Consider the following 17863-nt stretch of genomic DNA (forward strand, 5'->3'; position numbering starts at 1 on the left):
AGACAAAATTGTCAGAGACCCTCCACTTTAAACTAAAATTATTTAACTCTTAGTGATGTACCAGGTGTTAATGTACCAACATTACCGTTCATACTCTTCAATTGAGCAGTTGTTAGGTTGTTGTTGTATGCAATTCTAAACCAGTTATCACCGGCTTTAACAGTGTAATACGATGCTGAACTGCTATTGTCAGTTGATGTAGTTGAAGAATTGTTGTTTGTTGTTGTATTATCTGAAGCTTGTTGGTTATTTTGTGATTGTTGTGAATTATCAGTCGTTGATGTCTGACTGTTATTAGTACTGTCAGAAGCAGTGCTATTTGAAGCATTACTATTACTGTCAGCATTTGAAGAACTGTTGTTAGTATCCTTGTTGCTGTTAGATGATGATGAAGCAGTTGTAGTAGATTTCTTAGCTTCAGCAGCCTTTTTGGCAGCTGCGGCTTTTTTAGCATCTTCAGCAGCTTTCTTCTTCTTAGCAGCGGCTTTCTTAGCTGCAGACTTCTTTTTAGCGGCAGCTTTTTCTCTTGTAGCTTTGTCCTTGTTCTCAACTGACTTAGTCGATTGAGTACTATCTAGATCACTGCTACCACTGCCTTTAACCGCATTGATCACAACTGGTGTGAACATGATTACGATTAAAGCAATCACCAAAGTAACAACTAATGTATGATTACCACGTTGCTTCTCTTTAGAAACAGCACGAGAAACATGTCCATCATCGTCGGTATCAGAGTCAAAACTCTTTTCCCAAGGCTTGACATCTTTTTCGTCAGCTTTAGGTTCAGCATCTGAATCAACTGGTTGCTCTGGTTGAGCTTCAGCTGTATCTTTAGCCTCTTCAGTTTTGTCTGATGACGTTGGCATGACTGGTGGCACAGGTACAAAATTAGTATCTTTTGCATTATCAGGCCCAATGTCCTGTTTTGCTTCACTTAAATGATCATTGCTTTCTTCAGATTGAAGATGATCTTCTGTAGTTTGAGTTGCTTGACTTTCCTCGTGAGCATTTTCAGCTGCACTTGGTTGTTGTTCAGAAGACTCATCATTAGAAGTTTGAGCATCGGAAACAGTATCACTTGTTGGTGTGTCGCCGTCACCTTTAATTAGATGATATTTTTTCAAATCCTCAAGACTGACAGATCCTTCTAGTCCTTCAGTGGATTTAGGAACACGTGAATCGCCAGACATATTGTTTTTATCATTATCCGCCATTAAAAACCAACCTCCTAATTTCTATCCCTTAAAGCATATCATAAAAGTTTAAAATTTTTCTTTAAAGATTTATAAAATTTCTCTATTTAATAGCAAAATGTCCTTTAATTCGTGGATAAACGATCATAACGGCCGCTGAAATGATCAAAGCTTTAACAATATTGAAAGGAATTACTCCTGTTGCTACATATTGAGCCAAACTCATATTCAATTTCATTCCGACAACGTTCATATACAATGGCATGATTACCAAGTAATTTAAAATCGACATGATAACTGTCATTGAAACAGTTCCGGCAATGATTGCTGAAGTGCGGTGATCCTTTTTCCAAAAATAATTGAATGGAATCAACATTGCGACTGAACCAACGAAGGCAGCCCCATTACCAATTAACCCTGCAACTCCACTACCAGTGACGATAACGTGAACCATTGACTTAATTAAAGCAATCATAATTCCGCCGACAGGTCCAAATGCGAAGGTTCCAATCAAAGTGACAACATCACTCAAATCGACCTTCAAAAACGGCATCCAGATCAAAATTGGAAATTCGAAAAACATCAAGATAGTCCCCAATGCAGCAAAGACTGATACCCCAATAACTGCTTGAAATTTGTACGTACTCTTTCCCATTAAAATCAACCTTCCTCAATTGATTTCCAAAGAAAAAAGGCCTGTTTTGGGCACACCAAAACAGACCTTAATCATCTGTTTTCTTCCATCTAGACTTTAACTATCGGTATTGGAATCTAACCAATTCGGCCAACTTACGTTGGGTCGCGGACTATACCGCCGGTCGGGAATCACACCCTGCCCTGAAAACCAATTTATTAAATTTTATACTCTTAATATAGCAGATTTCGACTAAAATACAACTAAACTTTGCTTATGAAACATATAACTAATTCATATACACTTGCACTTAAATCTTAAGTTCATATATATAATACCAATTAAATCCTATCTTTAATGAAGATTACTTATTTGATTAAGTCTTAAAATACTCTTATGTATCTGCTTCCAATAAATCAGTTTAATTCTGGGAATATGAATCAGATATTTCTGACATAAAATACTATTCTATATTTGTGGTATAACAAATATTATTTTCAAAGTTATGTCTAGAACCATTGCAACTGACAAATTTACAATCACCTCAATCCTGTATAATCAGAATTGAGGTGATTGTATATGCGAAAATCAATGCGGAGAACATTAATCGCTAATAAAAAAGTGCGAAAAGTAGATAATCTAGGAAATAACATTCTAGAAGTGAACAAAGAGATTATCAAATTAAAAAACGAGGGAAAAGTGTCTAAAATAATTGGAGAATATAAATATAAAATCAATTATATAAATTGGTTAGCAATGATAATATTCTTCGTCATGTTAATACTTCAGAGTAAACAATCAACTATACTCTCAGCATTTACTGGGATATTTGTCACTTTTTTAAATATAAACTTGCAAAATATTAACTATGGTTACATACAATTCTTGAATACAAAGAAAGTAAAAAAGCTAGTAAAGCACTTTTTAATATTCATTCTTATATTCTATGCTTTTCTATGTTCTATTACGTATTTTATAAATCCAAAATTTTTTTATTTAACTATCTTATTCTGTCTTACGACATACATAGTATCCATTTTTTTAGTTCATATCTTCAAAAAAATAATTCAAAGCGTGGAACATTCATGATAAGTCGCATGAAACTAAACGAGTGAAGAAAATAAAGACAGGTAATCTTTACTCTTTAATTAAAATGTAATTGCATCTGTTATCATCAACTATTTTTTGTGCATTTAATTACTTAGTGGTGTCAACATGTAACTTGTAACTATTAAAAATAATATGGACTTATATGCTGAACTTTTCACCTTCACCACATCTTCGACAAACACCGATACGAGTTTTCTTTTGAAATATTAACATTTTAAATCAATTAGTATAAGTCATCAAAATTCAGAGACCAATAACTTAGTAAGGTAATTTGCCATCACGATCAATAATTCGTTGTTTTAAAATGGAAAATCCTTCAACATTCTTTCTTTCTTCCGTAGTGTCAAGTATAAGAACCTCATCAACAACATCCAATAATTGTTCTGGTTTTCGACCATAATCATTTGTTGTAATTAAAATTGTTTTTGCAGAAGCCTTTTTCAATACATCTTTTAACTTATTAGTTTCTTTTACATCAAATAGAATAGATTCAATTGGACAAAATAATTCGAAATCATATCGATTTTTTACGTCTTCAAAGTATGATTTTGATTCAAATTTAACTTTTAAATTATCATTACCCACAATATCATCCTGATGCATTTTTTTTAATTCTTTTTCTGACATTATTCCGTTGAAAATAACATGATTATTTTTCATGGCTCTAACCTTTATAATTCCAGTATTCATATTGGAATTATTTATCAACGAAGAGAAGGTCTCTTTTATGCTATCTTTATGTTCATAGCTTCTAACCAACAAGATTTTAATATTCTTATCATTAATAAACTCATTAAAATGGGATTCAAAATTACTTCTATCTGTTTTTATAATCTTTGGCATAAAATATCCTCTTTTTTTGAAACTAAAAAAAGTCACATAGTAAATGTGATCTTTTTGTTATTTTTATAAACTAGTATAAACACTATCAATGTAATGATAATTACTAATTTCACCTTTTGAACGATGATTTTTATCACTTTCTGGCCAATTACCAATAGCATATTTAATAATATTTTCTTTGAACGGAATGAATATAGAGAGTTCGTCCCGTAAAACGGGGGGACAGAATTCATCCACATTCCGATGGCCATTCAAATTAACAGCAACAATTGGTAAATTTAATCTTAATGCAGTTTCGATTTCCCATTTGACAAATTTTGTTAAATATTTAGTGTGTTCTCCAATAAGTAATATAAACATTTTGGAATTTGCAAATCTATCTCTTAATGATGCTTTGATAGAGGCTTCGTTGCTAGAATCCCTAGCAGTATGTAAATCATGCGCATTATTAAAGCTAAAGTCATCATTTGGATTGGCTTTCCAAGCAAGCATCATCCGATAATAACTAATATCATTGTCCCCATCAAAAGCAACATATATTTTATTTCTGTAAGCCATTGAACATTCCCCTTATTTTATAATAATTAATCGCCTTATTAGTATTATTATCCATGAGAATAATTAATTTAGAAGGCTTTTTAAACTTAATTCTTCTTAAATAGAACGTCCATAATATCATCTCTAAAATTTGATTAGAATTATAAATATTTTGATCTAATCTGGTTATTCCACTACCAAGTAATGGTATTACAACGGTATTACCCGCATACATGGTATTTATTTCATCCCAAAAGTTAATCAAAAAGCGAATATATTCTTGTACAGATAAATTAGCTCTATTTTCATTGTCAAAATGTGTCATTGCCGTAAAAAAAATGTTTTCCGAATATTTGAAAACAGTTCCTAGTTTATACTTCGTCTTTTTTCCTTCAGCTCTACCAGAATTAACCCCCAGTATACTATTATTCAAGTGTGTATCATTTTTCATCCTATTATTTAGATTATTAACATCATTAATTTCTTTTCCTAATATCTGACCGTTTAATGATTTCTTGGATATTATTTTATTATCAACTTGTGTATCAAAGTATTCATTAAAAGCAAATACTCTAATGGTCTCATCATTCTTGTATATATCGGAGAATATATCTCCCTTTTTGATTTCTATAGATGATTCACCATAGTTTAATTGTAAGTGCTTTATAGAATTGGCATTGAAAAAATATATGATATACGTAATCAAGGATGCTATGACAACACTTATCAAAATTAAATATTTAGTTTTTGCATCAATATCCAAGAATCCTATTAAACTTGCTGATGTACCAAATATTATCCCTACTGTTGCCTTAACATGTAGCAACAATTCCTGATCAAACATCTTAACTTTCAAACTACTCACCCTCTTCAATATATTATATATAATTGAAGATTCAATTAAACGAATCCAATACATACAGTTCATGCCACAATACTATAGTTATAAATTAAATTAGTTGGAAGAGCTGAGAGTATTCATCCGCAGCGAAAGTGGCGTTATGGCTTTAGCCATTACACCACCGGACGTGTTGGAGACTTTCCGGTTTTTGGAAAGGCTTCAACCGAGGCTCGAGACCGAACTTTGGCTCGGACCGTGCCGCGCAGCAGATGAATACTCTCAGCTCTGGAAACGGCCGACTTTAAAGAATTATCTTTCTTCCTTCTTCAATTCAGCAACTTCTTGACGTGTCAAATCACGGTACTTACCTGATACTAATCCGTCTAGTGTCAAGAATGAATAGCTTTCACGTGATAGTTTTTCAACTTTATGGCCAACTGCATCAAACATGTTCTTAACTTGGTGGTTGTGACCTTCGTGAATTGTAATTCTAACGATTGAAGAGTTTCTCTTACTATCTTTAGACATTACTTTGACTCTTGATTTTGATGTTGTATAACCCTTTAACTTGATACCTTTTTCCAACTTTTTAAGATCTTCTGTTGCCAAGAATCCTTCAATTTTAGCAATATAAGTCTTTTCAACGTGGTAACGAGGGTGCATCAAGTGGTTGGCAAATTCACCGTCATTTGTTAGTAATAACAAGCCAGAGGTATCGTAATCCAAACGACCGATTGGGTAAACTCGTTCTTGAACGTCTGCATCTAGTAAGTCAGTTACTACTTTACGGTCTTTGTCATCTGCAACAGCTGTAATAACGCCACGGGGTTTGTACATCAAGATGTAACGTTTCTTTTCTTCTTGCAAAGGCATCCCGTCAACTTCGATCTTATCGTGATCATCAACTTTAACACCCATCTCAGTCACGACTTTGTTGTTAACTTTAACGTGACCCGAAGCAATCATTTCTTCTGATTTACGACGTGAGGCAACTCCGGCTTCAGCCATAAACTTTTGTAATCTAATTTTCTCCATTAATATCTCCTGTGTTTGTATTATCTTCAAAATTTTCTATTTTTGGTAATTCATCAATACTTTTAATGCCAAAATAATCAAAGAATTCATCGGTCACAACGTATAAATTAGGGTGTCCGGGAACGTTCTTTTTCCCATTTTCCTTAATCAATTTTCTCATCAATAAAGTATTTAAACTTCCAGAACTTTGTACACCACGGATTTCATCAATCTCAATACGTGTGATCGGTTGACGATAGGCAATGATTGACAAAATTTCCAAGGCTGCTTGACTGAGTTTTGTTCCAAGTCCTGCTTTGAAATACCTTGTCAAAAGGTCAGAAAATTCATTTTTCGTGACTAATTTATAAACACTATTGTAATCAACTAATTGAATACCTGAATCAACATCAGTCATCAATTTAATCTTTAATTCTTCAATATTTTGTCGTAAGGCTGCACTGTCGATTTCCAACAGCCCAGCTAAATCTTTTTCTTTGATTCCCTGGTCACCGGCAACGAACAACAGTGCCATTATTTTTGCTTGATACACGTCTAATTCCTCAATTCAATAAATAATTCACTCTTAAAATCAGCCTGTTCAATTGAAACCAGTTGTTTGCTAGCTAATTCTAAAATAGCCATAAAGTCAGTGACAATTTCTTCAACACTGTTATGCAACTTCAATAATGCTTTAAAAGTCGTCTTCTTAACAGTTTGTAATTCGGTCATAATGTTGTTTGTAGCATCTTCAATTGACAAAGTTTCATTTTCAATCGTCTCAATCTCTGGCTGACGATTTTTCTGATCATGCAACAATTCCGCATAAGTTGATGCCAAATCGTTCAAGACAATTGAACCAGGCTCCAAAAATTGTTCCAACTGTTTAGTCGGAATACTGACTTCCTTATCAAATTGTTGCTTTCTAACTTGTTCTTTCTCTTCAAAGTAGGCGGCAACGCGTTTATAAGTTTGATAAGTCAATAGTTGTGAAACCAACTCATCACGCGGATCGTCGGCTTCAAACTCGTCATCAATTTCATCCGGTGCTTGTGGCAATAACATCTTACTCTTGATTGACATCAGTGTGGATGCCATCACCAAATAGTCACCAGCAACGTCTAATTCCAACACTTTCATGCTTTTTAAGTAATCAATGTATTGCTGAGTAATCTGAGCAATCGGAATATCATAAATATCAACTTTTGATTCTTTGATCAAATGCAACAACAAGTCGATTGGACCTTCAAAATCGGTTAGGACTAAATTTAATTTTTGCATTAATCTGTTTCTTTCATATCTTTTTCAAGTTTCTCTTTGTTTTGACGCCACTGTTTTAACTCATCATTCAGGCTAAAGTTTGATAAAATTACTTGCTTAGAAAACTTCTGCTGAACATCATCAAAAATTTTAAAAATATTGCTCTGTGAACGATAAGAAGGATTCAAGGAAATATATTCGATAAAAACTGTTTTATCGGAGAAAGACAAGGCCACAATCCCAGAATAGTCATCAATATTACTCTTCCACAAATAAAGTTGGCGGTTTTCGTCCTCTGAATACAATTTCAATTCTTGTTCCAAGTTGCCTAAATCTTTGAGATCGCCAATATATGACAGAAATCCCATCGCAATTTTCTTATTCTCGTCACTATACTTACTAAGCATTTAACTCCTCCTAAGCACGTGGAAATGACTCATTATACACTTGTTTCATATGTGTCTTGTTGATGTGCGTATAAATTTGGGTTGTCGAAATATCAGAATGCCCTAATAACTCTTGAACTACACGCAAATCGGCACCATTTTCCAACAAATTAGTCGCAAACGAATGGCGTAAAGTGTGCGGTGTAACATCTTTTTTTATCCCGACTTGAGCAATGTATTTTTTAATCATCCGCCAAATCGACTGACGTGTTAACTTTTTACCACGGAAATTCAAGAAGACTTCTTTTTGAGCACCATATTTGGCAACTAATTCGGCTCTGGTCTCGGTAAAATACTTCTTTAACCAAGTAATCGCAGTATCGCCTATTGGTAACAATCGTTCTTTATTCCCCTTACCAAGAGTCTTAATCAAACCTAAATCCAAATGTAAATCGTCCATACTCAAGTTCACTAGTTCGCTAACACGTAATCCAGTGGCATACATCACTTCAAAAATTGTCCGATCTCTAACTCCCAAAGGTGTTGACACATCAGGAGATTCAATCAATGAATCAACTTCGTCCATCGACAAAACTACTGGCAAATGAGTTCCCTTTTTAGGAGCATCCAGTTCGTTCAAAGGATTGACTTGAATTTTATCGACAATTTCCATCCACTGATAAAACTTCCGTAGCGAAGAAAACATCCGCATTTGGGATGTTTTTGACTTCTGTTGTTTATCCTGCTCCGCGAAGAATTGGGTCACCACAAAGTGATCCTCAGGATAAAATTTCATCTGTTTCTTTTCTAAAAAGCTGCTAAATTCCAATAAATCAGTTTGATACGAGATAATTGTATTCTTAGATAGACCTCGGTCCAATCTTAAATATCGCGCATAATCGGCAATTGTGTCGATCATAACTTGATTCTTGATGGATAATTTATCACTCATAAATTATCACCTCTATTTGAGATACGTGTAACCATCTTTTTGTTCAATCTTACGTTGTTTCATCAAGTTACCAAGAGCACGTTTAAAACTACCCTTGCTGATACCAAAGTATTCTTGAATATCATCAGGGGAACTCTTGTCAGTATAAGGCATCTTCTTATCACGTGAGTGTTCCAAAACGGCGACAATCATTTGAGCGTCAGGTGTGATTTCTTCATACGCACGAGGCTTCATTGAAAGATTCAAACGACGGTGACTTGAACCAATTACACGAGCTTTGATATGTTGGCCAACGTGAAGTGGTTGTGATTGTTCATCTACATAGATAAATGCCATGTAGTAACTTTCAGTCATGACAAAGGCACCAGAATCTCTGATGGCAATGACAGTTCCCTCTTCGTCTTTATTCAAAAGTTCTTTCATTTCACGATCAGGGCTCCGAGCAATTTGTGTGTAAAGTTCAATGTCAGCCAATTTACCCCAAAGACGACCTTTGTGATCAATTTCCAACTTAATCATCACTTTGTCGCCCTTCTTAGGCCACTCGTTGTGTTCCAAAGGCAAGTCATCTAATGAAACAACGAAATCCTTATCTTCCAAACCAACGTTAACGAAAACACCCAAGTCAGTTCTGACATCAGTTACTTCGGCAAAGTCCCAAACACCTTGTGTAACAAAAGGTAGAACGGTTGTCATCTTATTCTTGTGGGCTTGATTTTCATAAACGAATCCAGAGATCATATCGCCCAATTCGGGAATCTCTGTTAATTCGTTTAGATCTAAAGCAAACGTGTATCCTTCGATTTGAACAAATGCTTCATCTTTGTTGAGGTCGCTAACTGTACCAGGTAGTACTTGACCATACATTTCTGTTATATCCATTTTTCACCATACTCTTTTGTATTTAATCAGTATATATTTTAACGTACTTTGGACGTTACATAAAACTTTTTCGTGGTTAATTCAAAACTTTTTTAATACTGCCTTAAAATTGACGGTCTGAGGTTGTTTTGGTCTGTTGTTTTTAATGAATGCTTTCGTAAAACATATTTATTAACTATTATAAGGTTACATAACTTTTCTTCTTCGAAGTAAACAAAAAACACTCAATCAAAACGATTGAATGCCTAATTTATTCTGGATGATTTATTTCATCCGATTGAACATTTTTTTGCAATTTTTCTAACAGCACTTTTGAAATTTCGCCTACCTGCTTATCGCCATCACGTTGTGACAAACGATAACCGACAAAATAAGGCGATACGACATATCTAGCCGTTAATTTACAAATAATCTTACGACCATCACGATAAAAGAAAATATTATATGAATCAAATTTACCACCGTAAAAGTCATCAAGAATATACTTCACCGTTACCCGTGCAAATTCAGCTAAATCATCTATATATTTCGGATTATTGATCACAATGTTGAATTCAACGAATCCCATCACTGGTTTCTCAGAAATATTGACATTGATATGTTTATTTTCAAACACATTCGTACCTGTGAAGTTCTCTGGTTCAACGTGCTTATAGCCATCAACCTTATCCAAGCCAATAATTTGAAAATGTGGATGACGTAATGATCCACCGGACATAGGGCCAAAATTTTTATACATCAAAACGCTCTGATACTTCTTCGTTTGAATCATTCGATTCCAACATTCATAGATGTAATTGAAGACTTCCCTATTCTTAGCAACAGAATAATTAGAAATATCGCCTTCATGATCGTGGGATTCAATTACAATCGTCTGGTTAGTATCCTTCAACGTCTTAAATTTGTTCTCTAACCAAATCATATCGCCCTTTTGGTCAATGATATTAGTTAAGTGTTCTGTATCGCAGAACGGACAATAATTGGCCTTTTTCTTTATATCACGTGGTTTACCTTTAGCCTGTTCAATTTCAAAAACAAGCACATCTTTATTAGACATATTATTTCACCTCAAAAACTTTATGTAGCCCGTCTCCAGGGATAAGAATAATTAACTTTCTACTATAAATAATTTGATAAATATTATCTTTAAAAATATTTAAAAGACAATTCTAAATCAGGAACATTACAAAAATTCATAAACAATACAACATCTCTTGATTTTTGAACTAGATAATCACTCTAGCTGGAGGTTGACAGTAATGTTTAGCCAGCCGTGAAGGTGGCGTTAGAGCTTTAGATCTTACACCACGGACGACTTTTGAGACGCGATTTTCGGCTCAAAAGCAAGGTTCGAGACCGTACTCTGGCTCGAACCGGTCCTCACAGCAGGCTAAAGCATTACTGTCAACCGGAAGCGGCATTAAAATAATAACACAAAAAAAGCTGAAAGAAATTCGTCAATTTCTCTCAGCTTAATTATATTAAATCATTTTAAAATTTATTGTTAAAAATTAAAGTGAACGTGAAGCACCTTTGTAAACAACACCACGTCTTGAATCAACAGTAACTGTGTCACCGTCATTAACAAGGCTTGTAGCATTCTTAGCACCAACAACTACAGGTAGACCCATAGCGATACCAACAACAGCAGCATGTGAAGTTAAACCACCGTTTTCAACAACAACGGCACTAGCTTTTTCAAGAGCTGGTAGGTAATCTTTGTCAGTCATTTCTGTAACAAGGATGTCACCTTCGTTGATCTTCTTGTTTGCTTCTTCAGCAGAGTGAGCAACTACAACGTTACCAACAACTGATTCTTCACCAACACCTTGGCCTTTAACCAATGTTGAACCGATCAATTGAACCTTCATAACGTTTGTTGTACCACTTTCACCAACAGGAACACCGGCAACAACAAGGATTAAATCGCCTTCCTTAGCAAAGCCAAGTTCTTGAGCTTTCTTAGCAGCAAGGTCGAACATTTCATCAGTGTTTTCTGGCTTGTCAACGATAATTGGATCAACACCCCAGTTAACTGTCAAACCACGTTGTGTAGTTTCGTCAAATGTAAGTGCCAAAATATCAGCAGCTGGACGATACTTAGAAATCATACGTGCTGTGTAACCACTCTTAGTTGCAGTAACAATTGTGTGAATGTGTAGTTCTTCAGCAGCTCTAACAACTGATTCACCGATTGATTCTGTAACGTTTGAACCCTTGTAATCTTCAAATCTTTGGATTGCAAGTGAGTTGTTCTTGTCTAATTCTTGTTCTGTACGTTGGTCGATACGTGACATAGCAGCAACAGCTTCTACAGGGTAGTCACCGTTAGCACTTTCACCTGAAAGCATTGTAGCATCTGTACCATCAAGAACAGAGTTAGCAACATCAGTAACTTCGGCACGTGTAGGACGTGGATTTTCTTGCATTGAATCAAGCATTTGTGTAGCTGTGATAACTGGCTTGCCAAGTGCATTACACTTCTTGATCAAGCTCTTTTGTACAAATGGTACGTTTTCAAATGGAATTTCAACACCCATGTCACCACGAGCAACCATCAAACCATCTGATACTTGAAGAATAGAATCGATATTGTCGATACCTTCTTGTGATTCAATCTTAGGGAAGATTTGTACATATTCACAGTGTTTTTCTTCAAGGATTGCACGAATATCTAAGACATCTTGAGCTTTACGAACGAATGAAGCTGAGATAAAGTTGATACCTTCATCAAGACCGAAACGAATATCATCAGAATCTTTTTCTGTGATACCTGGTAGACGAACTTCAACACCAGGAGCATTGATACTCTTTCTTGAGCCGATCATACCATCATTTTGAACAACAGTAACAAGTTCACGGTTCTTGTCATCTTTTTCAGTAATCTTCATGTCAACAAGACCATCATCGATCAATACGTGACCACCAACATGTGTATCATCGTAAAGACCAGGATATGTTGAAGCAATCTTTTCTGGAGTACCTGTTAATGAGTCATCCATTGAGATACGGATTGTTTGGCCAATCTTAGCTTCGAACTTGCCGCCTTCTTGAACAGTAGTACGAATTTCAGCACCCTTAGTATCTAGAACGATACCAACAGTCTTACCAGTAATTTTTTCGGCTTCGTGTACCATTTCCATACGAGCCTTGTGTTCTGGGTGATCACCATGTGAGAAGTTGAAACGGAAGATGTTAGCTCCGGCTTCAATTAATTTCACGATAGTGTCAACATCGTTACTGGCAGGTCCAAGTGTACTTACAATTTTAGTTCTTTTCATCGAGAATCCCCTTTTCTTGTCTTATTTCCTTGTTCATTGTAACAAATTAAAACTTTATATGCTTAAATTATCTGCTTAAAGATTCATTTAAGTCATATAATGATAAATCAGGTTTGTGCTTGCTATCGAATAGGTCAAGAATATCATGTGAAGTAATCTTGTTGTTTTCGATACCAACAGCTAAACCACCTTTGCCATCAAGCAATAGATCAACGGCATAGGCACCCATCTTACTTGCTAAGACACGGTCTTTAACAGTTGGTGAACCACCACGTTGTACATGTCCTAAAACAGTAGCACGTGAATCGAAATCACCATACTTGTCTAATTCTTTCTTGAAGTCTTCAGCGTGCATAACACCCTCGGCCAAAACAATAATCATATTCTTATTGCCTTGCTCACGGCCTTCTTTAACTTCTTGAGCAATTTCTTTGATGTCAAAGTCACGTTCTGGAACGATGATCTTTTGAGCACCACCAGCAACACCAGCCCAAAGAGCTACGTCACCAGCGCCTCTACCCATTACTTCAACAACGAATGTTCTTTCATGGGAGCTAGCAGTATCATGCAGCTTATCAATGGCATCAACAGCAGTAGATACGGCTGTATCAAAACCAATTGTAAAGTCTGTAAATGGAATATCGTTATCAATTGTTCCTGGTAGGCCGATTGTGTTGTAACCATGTTCAGTTAAACGCAATGCACCATGGTAAGAACCATCTCCACCAATAACAACCAATGCATCAATTCCAAATTTCTTTAGTTGCTCAATACCCTTTAATTGACCTTCTACGTTAGCAAATTCAGGGTATCTTGCAGAATACAAGAATGTACCACCACGTTGAATACGGTCGGATACGTCTTCGCTAGTTAATGGGAAAATATCTCCCGCAACAAGTCCAGCATATCCATAATTGATACCAAACACTTCGAGCCCTTTGTCAATAGCTCGACGTGTGACTGCTCTGATAGCAGCGTTCATACCAGGGGCGTCTCCACCACTGGTTAAAATACCAATACGCTTCATTTGTTCACACTCCAAAATTATTTGTTTCTAAAACAAAACCTAATCAAATATAACATTTTTATTGTCTACTTTGTAGAGCTGAAAACGTTTTAAAATAAATTAATCATTTTTTTTTAGCAAAACGTTCTTTTTACCCAGAAGTATTTCCAATTTTTGCTGAATTTGATCGGTAAAATTGATCCAATGATTTGACTGCAAAATTGCAGCTTGTTTTTTTTGTTCCCGATAAATAATTATCGGCATTTTTCCACGAGAGCTTTCAATGATTCGATATAGCTCTTTCATATTTTCAGGTGTATCCAAATTTTTAGGTACTTTCAAATACAACTTTTCACTTGGCAATTGGATCGTATACTGTTTTGGATCAGACAAACGGTCCGCAATCAATTCCAAATCGCCACGTTTACCGACATTTGGATGACCAACAAATAAAAATATTTTTCCATCGAGTGTCGTTTCCTCAATTTTTTGGAACAATTTAGGAAAAATTGTCACTGACATGCTACCTGATTCGTCCTCAATCGTCATAAAGCACATTCGTTGACCTTTTTTAGTCCGAATCACTCGTAAATTTTTGACCAATCCGAGGACATTGACTGTTGGGTTCTGATGATTGCCTAAATCAGCCAATTTCACTGTTCGAATATCCAATAAGCGGCTGCGATACTTTTCGACTGGATGACCAGAGACATAAACACCTAGATATTCTTTTTCCTGATTAAGCCGTTCAGTCAACGTATAATCGTCCACTTGATGTTTCTTAGGATCCAATACATCAAATAGAGATAAATTACTCCCGGCCAACTGAATGCTCTCAATCAAATCACGGAAATCATACAATAATTCCTTGCGATTACGATTAAAACTGTCAAAAGTACCTGACAAAATCATTGGTTCCAAGTAATCAGTTTTAACAAATCGACGGTCAATCCGTTGTAAAAAGTTTAAAGGACTTGTGTAAGGACCATTTTTCTCACGTTCTTCAACAATATTACTTGCCAAATCACGTCGCATCCCTTTGATACTCAACAAACCAAAGCGAATTGCCTGGTCATCATCGGTATATTTGTACTGACTTTGATTAATATCGACATTGAGTATCTTCACATGCGAATCCTTGGCATCCTGAATATAAGTCGTTACTTTACTCTCATTATTCAAATTAGAATTCAAGAGACAGGCAAAGAAAATATCAGGAAAATGAACTTTCATATATGCCAGCCAAAAGGCAATCATCGAATAAGCAACTGAGTGAGACTTATTAAATCCATAATTACCAAATTTTTCAATATATTCGTAAACTTTTTCAGCTGAACCACGGTCATGGCCTTGTCCAACAGCACCATCGATAAACTTCTGACGATTCTCTTCAATCAACTGTTCATTCTTTTTACTGATAGCACGACGTAAAATATCGGCATCAGCAAGCGAGAAATTAGCCATTTCAGACGACGCCTGCATAACTTGCTCCTGATACACTAGAACCCCATAAGTTGGCTTTAAGATCCGTTCCAGTGACTTGTCAGGGTACGTTACAGGCTCTCGACCATGTTTTCTGTCAATAAACGTTGAAATGTTTTCCATTGGACCGGGACGATACAAGGCATTAGTTGCGACAATATCGTCAAAACTCGTTGGTACTAAACGCCTTAAAACACTCCGAATCCCCTCAGATTCAAATTGGAATACCCCATCAGTAGCTCCTCTTTGGAACAACTGTAGCGTTTTTTGATCATTCAAAGGAATTCTTTCCGGAATAAATTCTTTGCCATAACGTTTAGAGATGGCCTGAATTGCTCGGTCCAAAATAGTTAGGTTTTTCAACCCCAGAAAATCCATTTTCAAAAGTCCAACATTTTCAACGTTATACTTTGTCTGTTGTGTCAGATTGATGCCGTCATCTTCTAATTGCACGGCGACAATATCGGTCATTGGCTTTTTACTGAGAACAATTCCGGCCGCGTGGGTTGAATAATGCCGTGGAATCCCTTCAATTCGTTGAGCCACTTTAAAAATCAATTGATTCTCACGCGAGTTCTCAACTAAATTACGTAAAGTACTCGACTCGTCAAAAGAATCTTTCAAAGAAATATTAAGTTTTCTAGGAATAGCATTCGACCACTGAGAAATTTGAAATTGAGTCTGACTAAATGTCCGTGCAATATCACGTAAAGCCATCTTAGCAGCCAACGTTCCGAAGGTAATGATTTGCGCCATGTGGTCTGAACCGTACTGATCATGCATGTACATAACCATTTCATCACGTCGATCATCTGGCAAATCCAAATCAATATCCGGCATATTGGCACGCTGTGGATTCAAAAATCGTTCAAATAGCAAATCATATTTGATTGGATCGACCTGTGTAATACCCAAACAATATGACACCAGTGAACCTGACGCAGAACCACGCCCAGGACCCGTTTTAATGCCAATTTCATGTGCATGCTTGATAACATCCCAAACTATCAAAAAGTAGTCTGAGAAGCCCATTTTTTCAATAACGCTCAGTTCATAATCCAAACGTTGTTGATATTCATTAGGAATTTGGTTATCTAGGCGTTTCTTCAAGCCTTTGGTTGAAAGTCCATGAAGAAATTGTTGCGAACTAGTTCCATCAGGAGTTTTGAATTTTGGCAATTCAGTCGCCTTGAACTCAATATCAACATTACATTGTTCAGCAATCGCACTCGTATTGGCAATTGCCTCTGACATATCAACTTCTGAAAAATCATTAGTAAACTCAGTTGCCGTCCGTAAATAATGGTCCCCTTCTTCAACAACTTGATTCAAATTTTCAAAACGTTCACCCGTTCGTAAGTTATTGACTACCTGATAAGCCAAATGGTCATCTTGATTGACATAACGGACATCACCTAATGCCGCCATTGGTAAATTCTGCGAACGAGCAACTGAACGAATATTTTTAACATTATCGATTTGACCTGAATAAAGGCTGACACCCAAATAAAGCGAACCTTCTTCAGTTAAAAGTTTTAATTGCCTAGTATAGGCTTCAACATCAACATTAAGCACCTCGGCATCACTTGCTGGAGTGATAACAAAGATACCTGCCAAGTATTCTTTTAAGTCAGTCAAATTAACAGGTTCATTTGCTGACATAACTTTAGAAGAAATTTTTATAAGGTGCTGATAACCAGAATCATTTTTCGCTAGTAATAATAAAGGATAAGTATTCTCGGTATCAATAATTCCGGCCGCTTCAATTGTTAAACCGATAATTGGTTTAATACCAATTTTTTTAGCATATTTATAAAAATCCAATGAACCATAGAGATTATTAATATCTGTGAGAGCTATCGCCTGGTAACCCCGAGCTTTGGCTTGATCGATCAACTCGGTCAATTTTGCGGGACTATGCAGTAAACTAAAACTACTCATCACTTGTAGTTGTGCTTGCAATTTGTCGCCCCCTTTGTTTAAAATTATATCAAAATCAAGTGAAATTTTATTGGGTAAAATTCCCTTTTGTGCTAAACTACTTGAGAAAGTGAGATGGAAGAAATGAGATATATTGCTGTTATTTTCTGGTCTATCATGCTGGGACAAGTTGCCGGCTTTATCGGTGGTGCTTTGAACCAACAAAAATTTAACTCTACGTACTCAATCATTATAAGTATAGTATTTGCGGTCATTTTCAGTGTCATTCCATTGATCCTTGATAGTTCCGTAAAAGATACTAAAAAAGAAAAGAACGCTTAATTAAGTTTAAGCGTTTTTTTTATGGAAGTGTTAACTTATGCAAATAAAATCTTTAGATCATCTAGTTTTAACCGTAGCTGATATTGAATCCGTCTATATTCGTGACCCTGATCAAAACTTAATCGAAATATCTAATTACAAATAAAGAGCTTCAGCAAAATTAAAAAATTGCTGAAGCTC

16 protein-coding genes and 1 riboswitch are annotated in these 17863 nt (G+C 35.6%); of the genes, 1 reads left to right on the forward strand and 15 read right to left on the reverse strand.

Annotated features, from left to right (window positions below):
• Positions 1-38: 38 nt before the first annotated feature.
• The 15 genes from AAA923_RS02655 to dnaE all read right to left on the reverse strand — a co-directional run bounded on the left by AAA923_RS02655 (position 39) and on the right by dnaE (position 17383).
• Entirely contained in the window at positions 39-1214 is a 1176-nt protein-coding gene (locus AAA923_RS02655; RefSeq protein WP_338214409.1) for a LysM peptidoglycan-binding domain-containing protein, read from the reverse strand.
• Between the two features lie 82 nt (positions 1215-1296).
• Complete coding sequence (locus tag AAA923_RS02660; RefSeq protein ID WP_338214410.1) at positions 1297-1848, reverse strand: ECF transporter S component; 552 nt, start codon at positions 1846-1848, stop codon at positions 1297-1299.
• Between the two features lie 73 nt (positions 1849-1921).
• Positions 1922-2042, reverse strand: a riboswitch (FMN riboswitch).
• Positions 2043-3195: 1153 nt separating this feature from the next.
• Positions 3196-3780 carry a hypothetical protein gene (locus AAA923_RS02665; RefSeq protein ID WP_338214411.1) on the reverse strand — a complete coding sequence of 195 codons (585 nt, stop codon included), beginning with the start codon at positions 3778-3780 and terminating at the stop codon, positions 3196-3198.
• A 63-nt stretch (positions 3781-3843) separates the two neighbouring features.
• Entirely contained in the window at positions 3844-4338 is a 495-nt protein-coding gene (locus AAA923_RS02670; protein ID WP_338214412.1) for a TIR domain-containing protein, read from the reverse strand.
• Complete coding sequence (locus AAA923_RS02675; RefSeq protein ID WP_338214450.1) at positions 4322-5182, reverse strand: macro domain-containing protein; 861 nt, start codon at positions 5180-5182, stop codon at positions 4322-4324. The genes AAA923_RS02670 and AAA923_RS02675 overlap by 17 nt, the downstream gene beginning before the upstream one ends.
• A gap of 285 nt (positions 5183-5467) precedes the next feature.
• Positions 5468-6193 (reverse strand): pseudouridine synthase, encoded by a 726-nt coding sequence (locus AAA923_RS02680; protein ID WP_338214413.1) that lies wholly within the window; start codon positions 6191-6193, stop codon positions 5468-5470.
• On the reverse strand, positions 6180-6725 hold the full coding sequence (gene scpB / locus AAA923_RS02685; protein WP_338214414.1) for an SMC-Scp complex subunit ScpB: 546 nt from the start codon (positions 6723-6725) through the stop codon (positions 6180-6182). Before scpB ends, AAA923_RS02680 begins: the two co-directional genes overlap by 14 nt.
• 2 nt (positions 6726-6727) lie before the next feature.
• Positions 6728-7453, reverse strand: a complete 726-nt coding sequence (locus AAA923_RS02690) for a segregation and condensation protein A (RefSeq protein ID WP_338214415.1) — start codon at positions 7451-7453, stop codon at positions 6728-6730.
• Positions 7453-7839: a RibT protein gene (locus AAA923_RS02695; RefSeq protein WP_338214416.1), complete on the reverse strand. Its 387-nt coding sequence runs from the start codon at positions 7837-7839 to the stop codon at positions 7453-7455. Before AAA923_RS02695 ends, AAA923_RS02690 begins: the two co-directional genes overlap by 1 nt.
• Before the next feature lie 10 nt (positions 7840-7849).
• A complete protein-coding gene (gene xerD / locus AAA923_RS02700) occupies positions 7850-8770 on the reverse strand; it encodes a site-specific tyrosine recombinase XerD (RefSeq protein WP_338214417.1) in 921 nt (306 codons plus the stop codon).
• 12 nt (positions 8771-8782) lie between these two features.
• Positions 8783-9652, reverse strand: coding sequence for a CvfB family protein (locus tag AAA923_RS02705; protein WP_338214418.1), 870 nt, complete (start codon positions 9650-9652; stop codon positions 8783-8785).
• Between the two features lie 250 nt (positions 9653-9902).
• Positions 9903-10709: a DUF4931 domain-containing protein gene (locus tag AAA923_RS02710; RefSeq protein ID WP_338214419.1), complete on the reverse strand. Its 807-nt coding sequence runs from the start codon at positions 10707-10709 to the stop codon at positions 9903-9905.
• A 454-nt stretch (positions 10710-11163) separates the two neighbouring features.
• Positions 11164-12933 carry a pyruvate kinase gene (pyk, locus tag AAA923_RS02715; RefSeq protein ID WP_338214420.1) on the reverse strand — a complete coding sequence of 590 codons (1770 nt, stop codon included), beginning with the start codon at positions 12931-12933 and terminating at the stop codon, positions 11164-11166.
• Between the two features lie 67 nt (positions 12934-13000).
• Positions 13001-13960 carry a 6-phosphofructokinase gene (gene pfkA / locus AAA923_RS02720; protein ID WP_338214421.1) on the reverse strand — a complete coding sequence of 320 codons (960 nt, stop codon included), beginning with the start codon at positions 13958-13960 and terminating at the stop codon, positions 13001-13003.
• Between the two features lie 99 nt (positions 13961-14059).
• Positions 14060-17383, reverse strand: coding sequence for a DNA polymerase III subunit alpha (gene dnaE, locus AAA923_RS02725; protein WP_338214422.1), 3324 nt, complete (start codon positions 17381-17383; stop codon positions 14060-14062).
• Positions 17384-17476: 93 nt separating this feature from the next.
• On the opposite strand from dnaE, the gene AAA923_RS02730 reads away from it, so the two are divergent.
• Positions 17477-17683, forward strand: a complete 207-nt coding sequence (locus AAA923_RS02730; RefSeq protein ID WP_137619780.1) for a YjzD family protein — start codon at positions 17477-17479, stop codon at positions 17681-17683.
• The last annotated feature ends 180 nt before the right edge of the window (positions 17684-17863 follow it).

Origin of the sequence: Companilactobacillus muriivasis, assembly GCF_036246245.1 — a bacterium.
Lineage (GTDB): Bacteria > Bacillota > Bacilli > Lactobacillales > Lactobacillaceae > Companilactobacillus > Companilactobacillus muriivasis.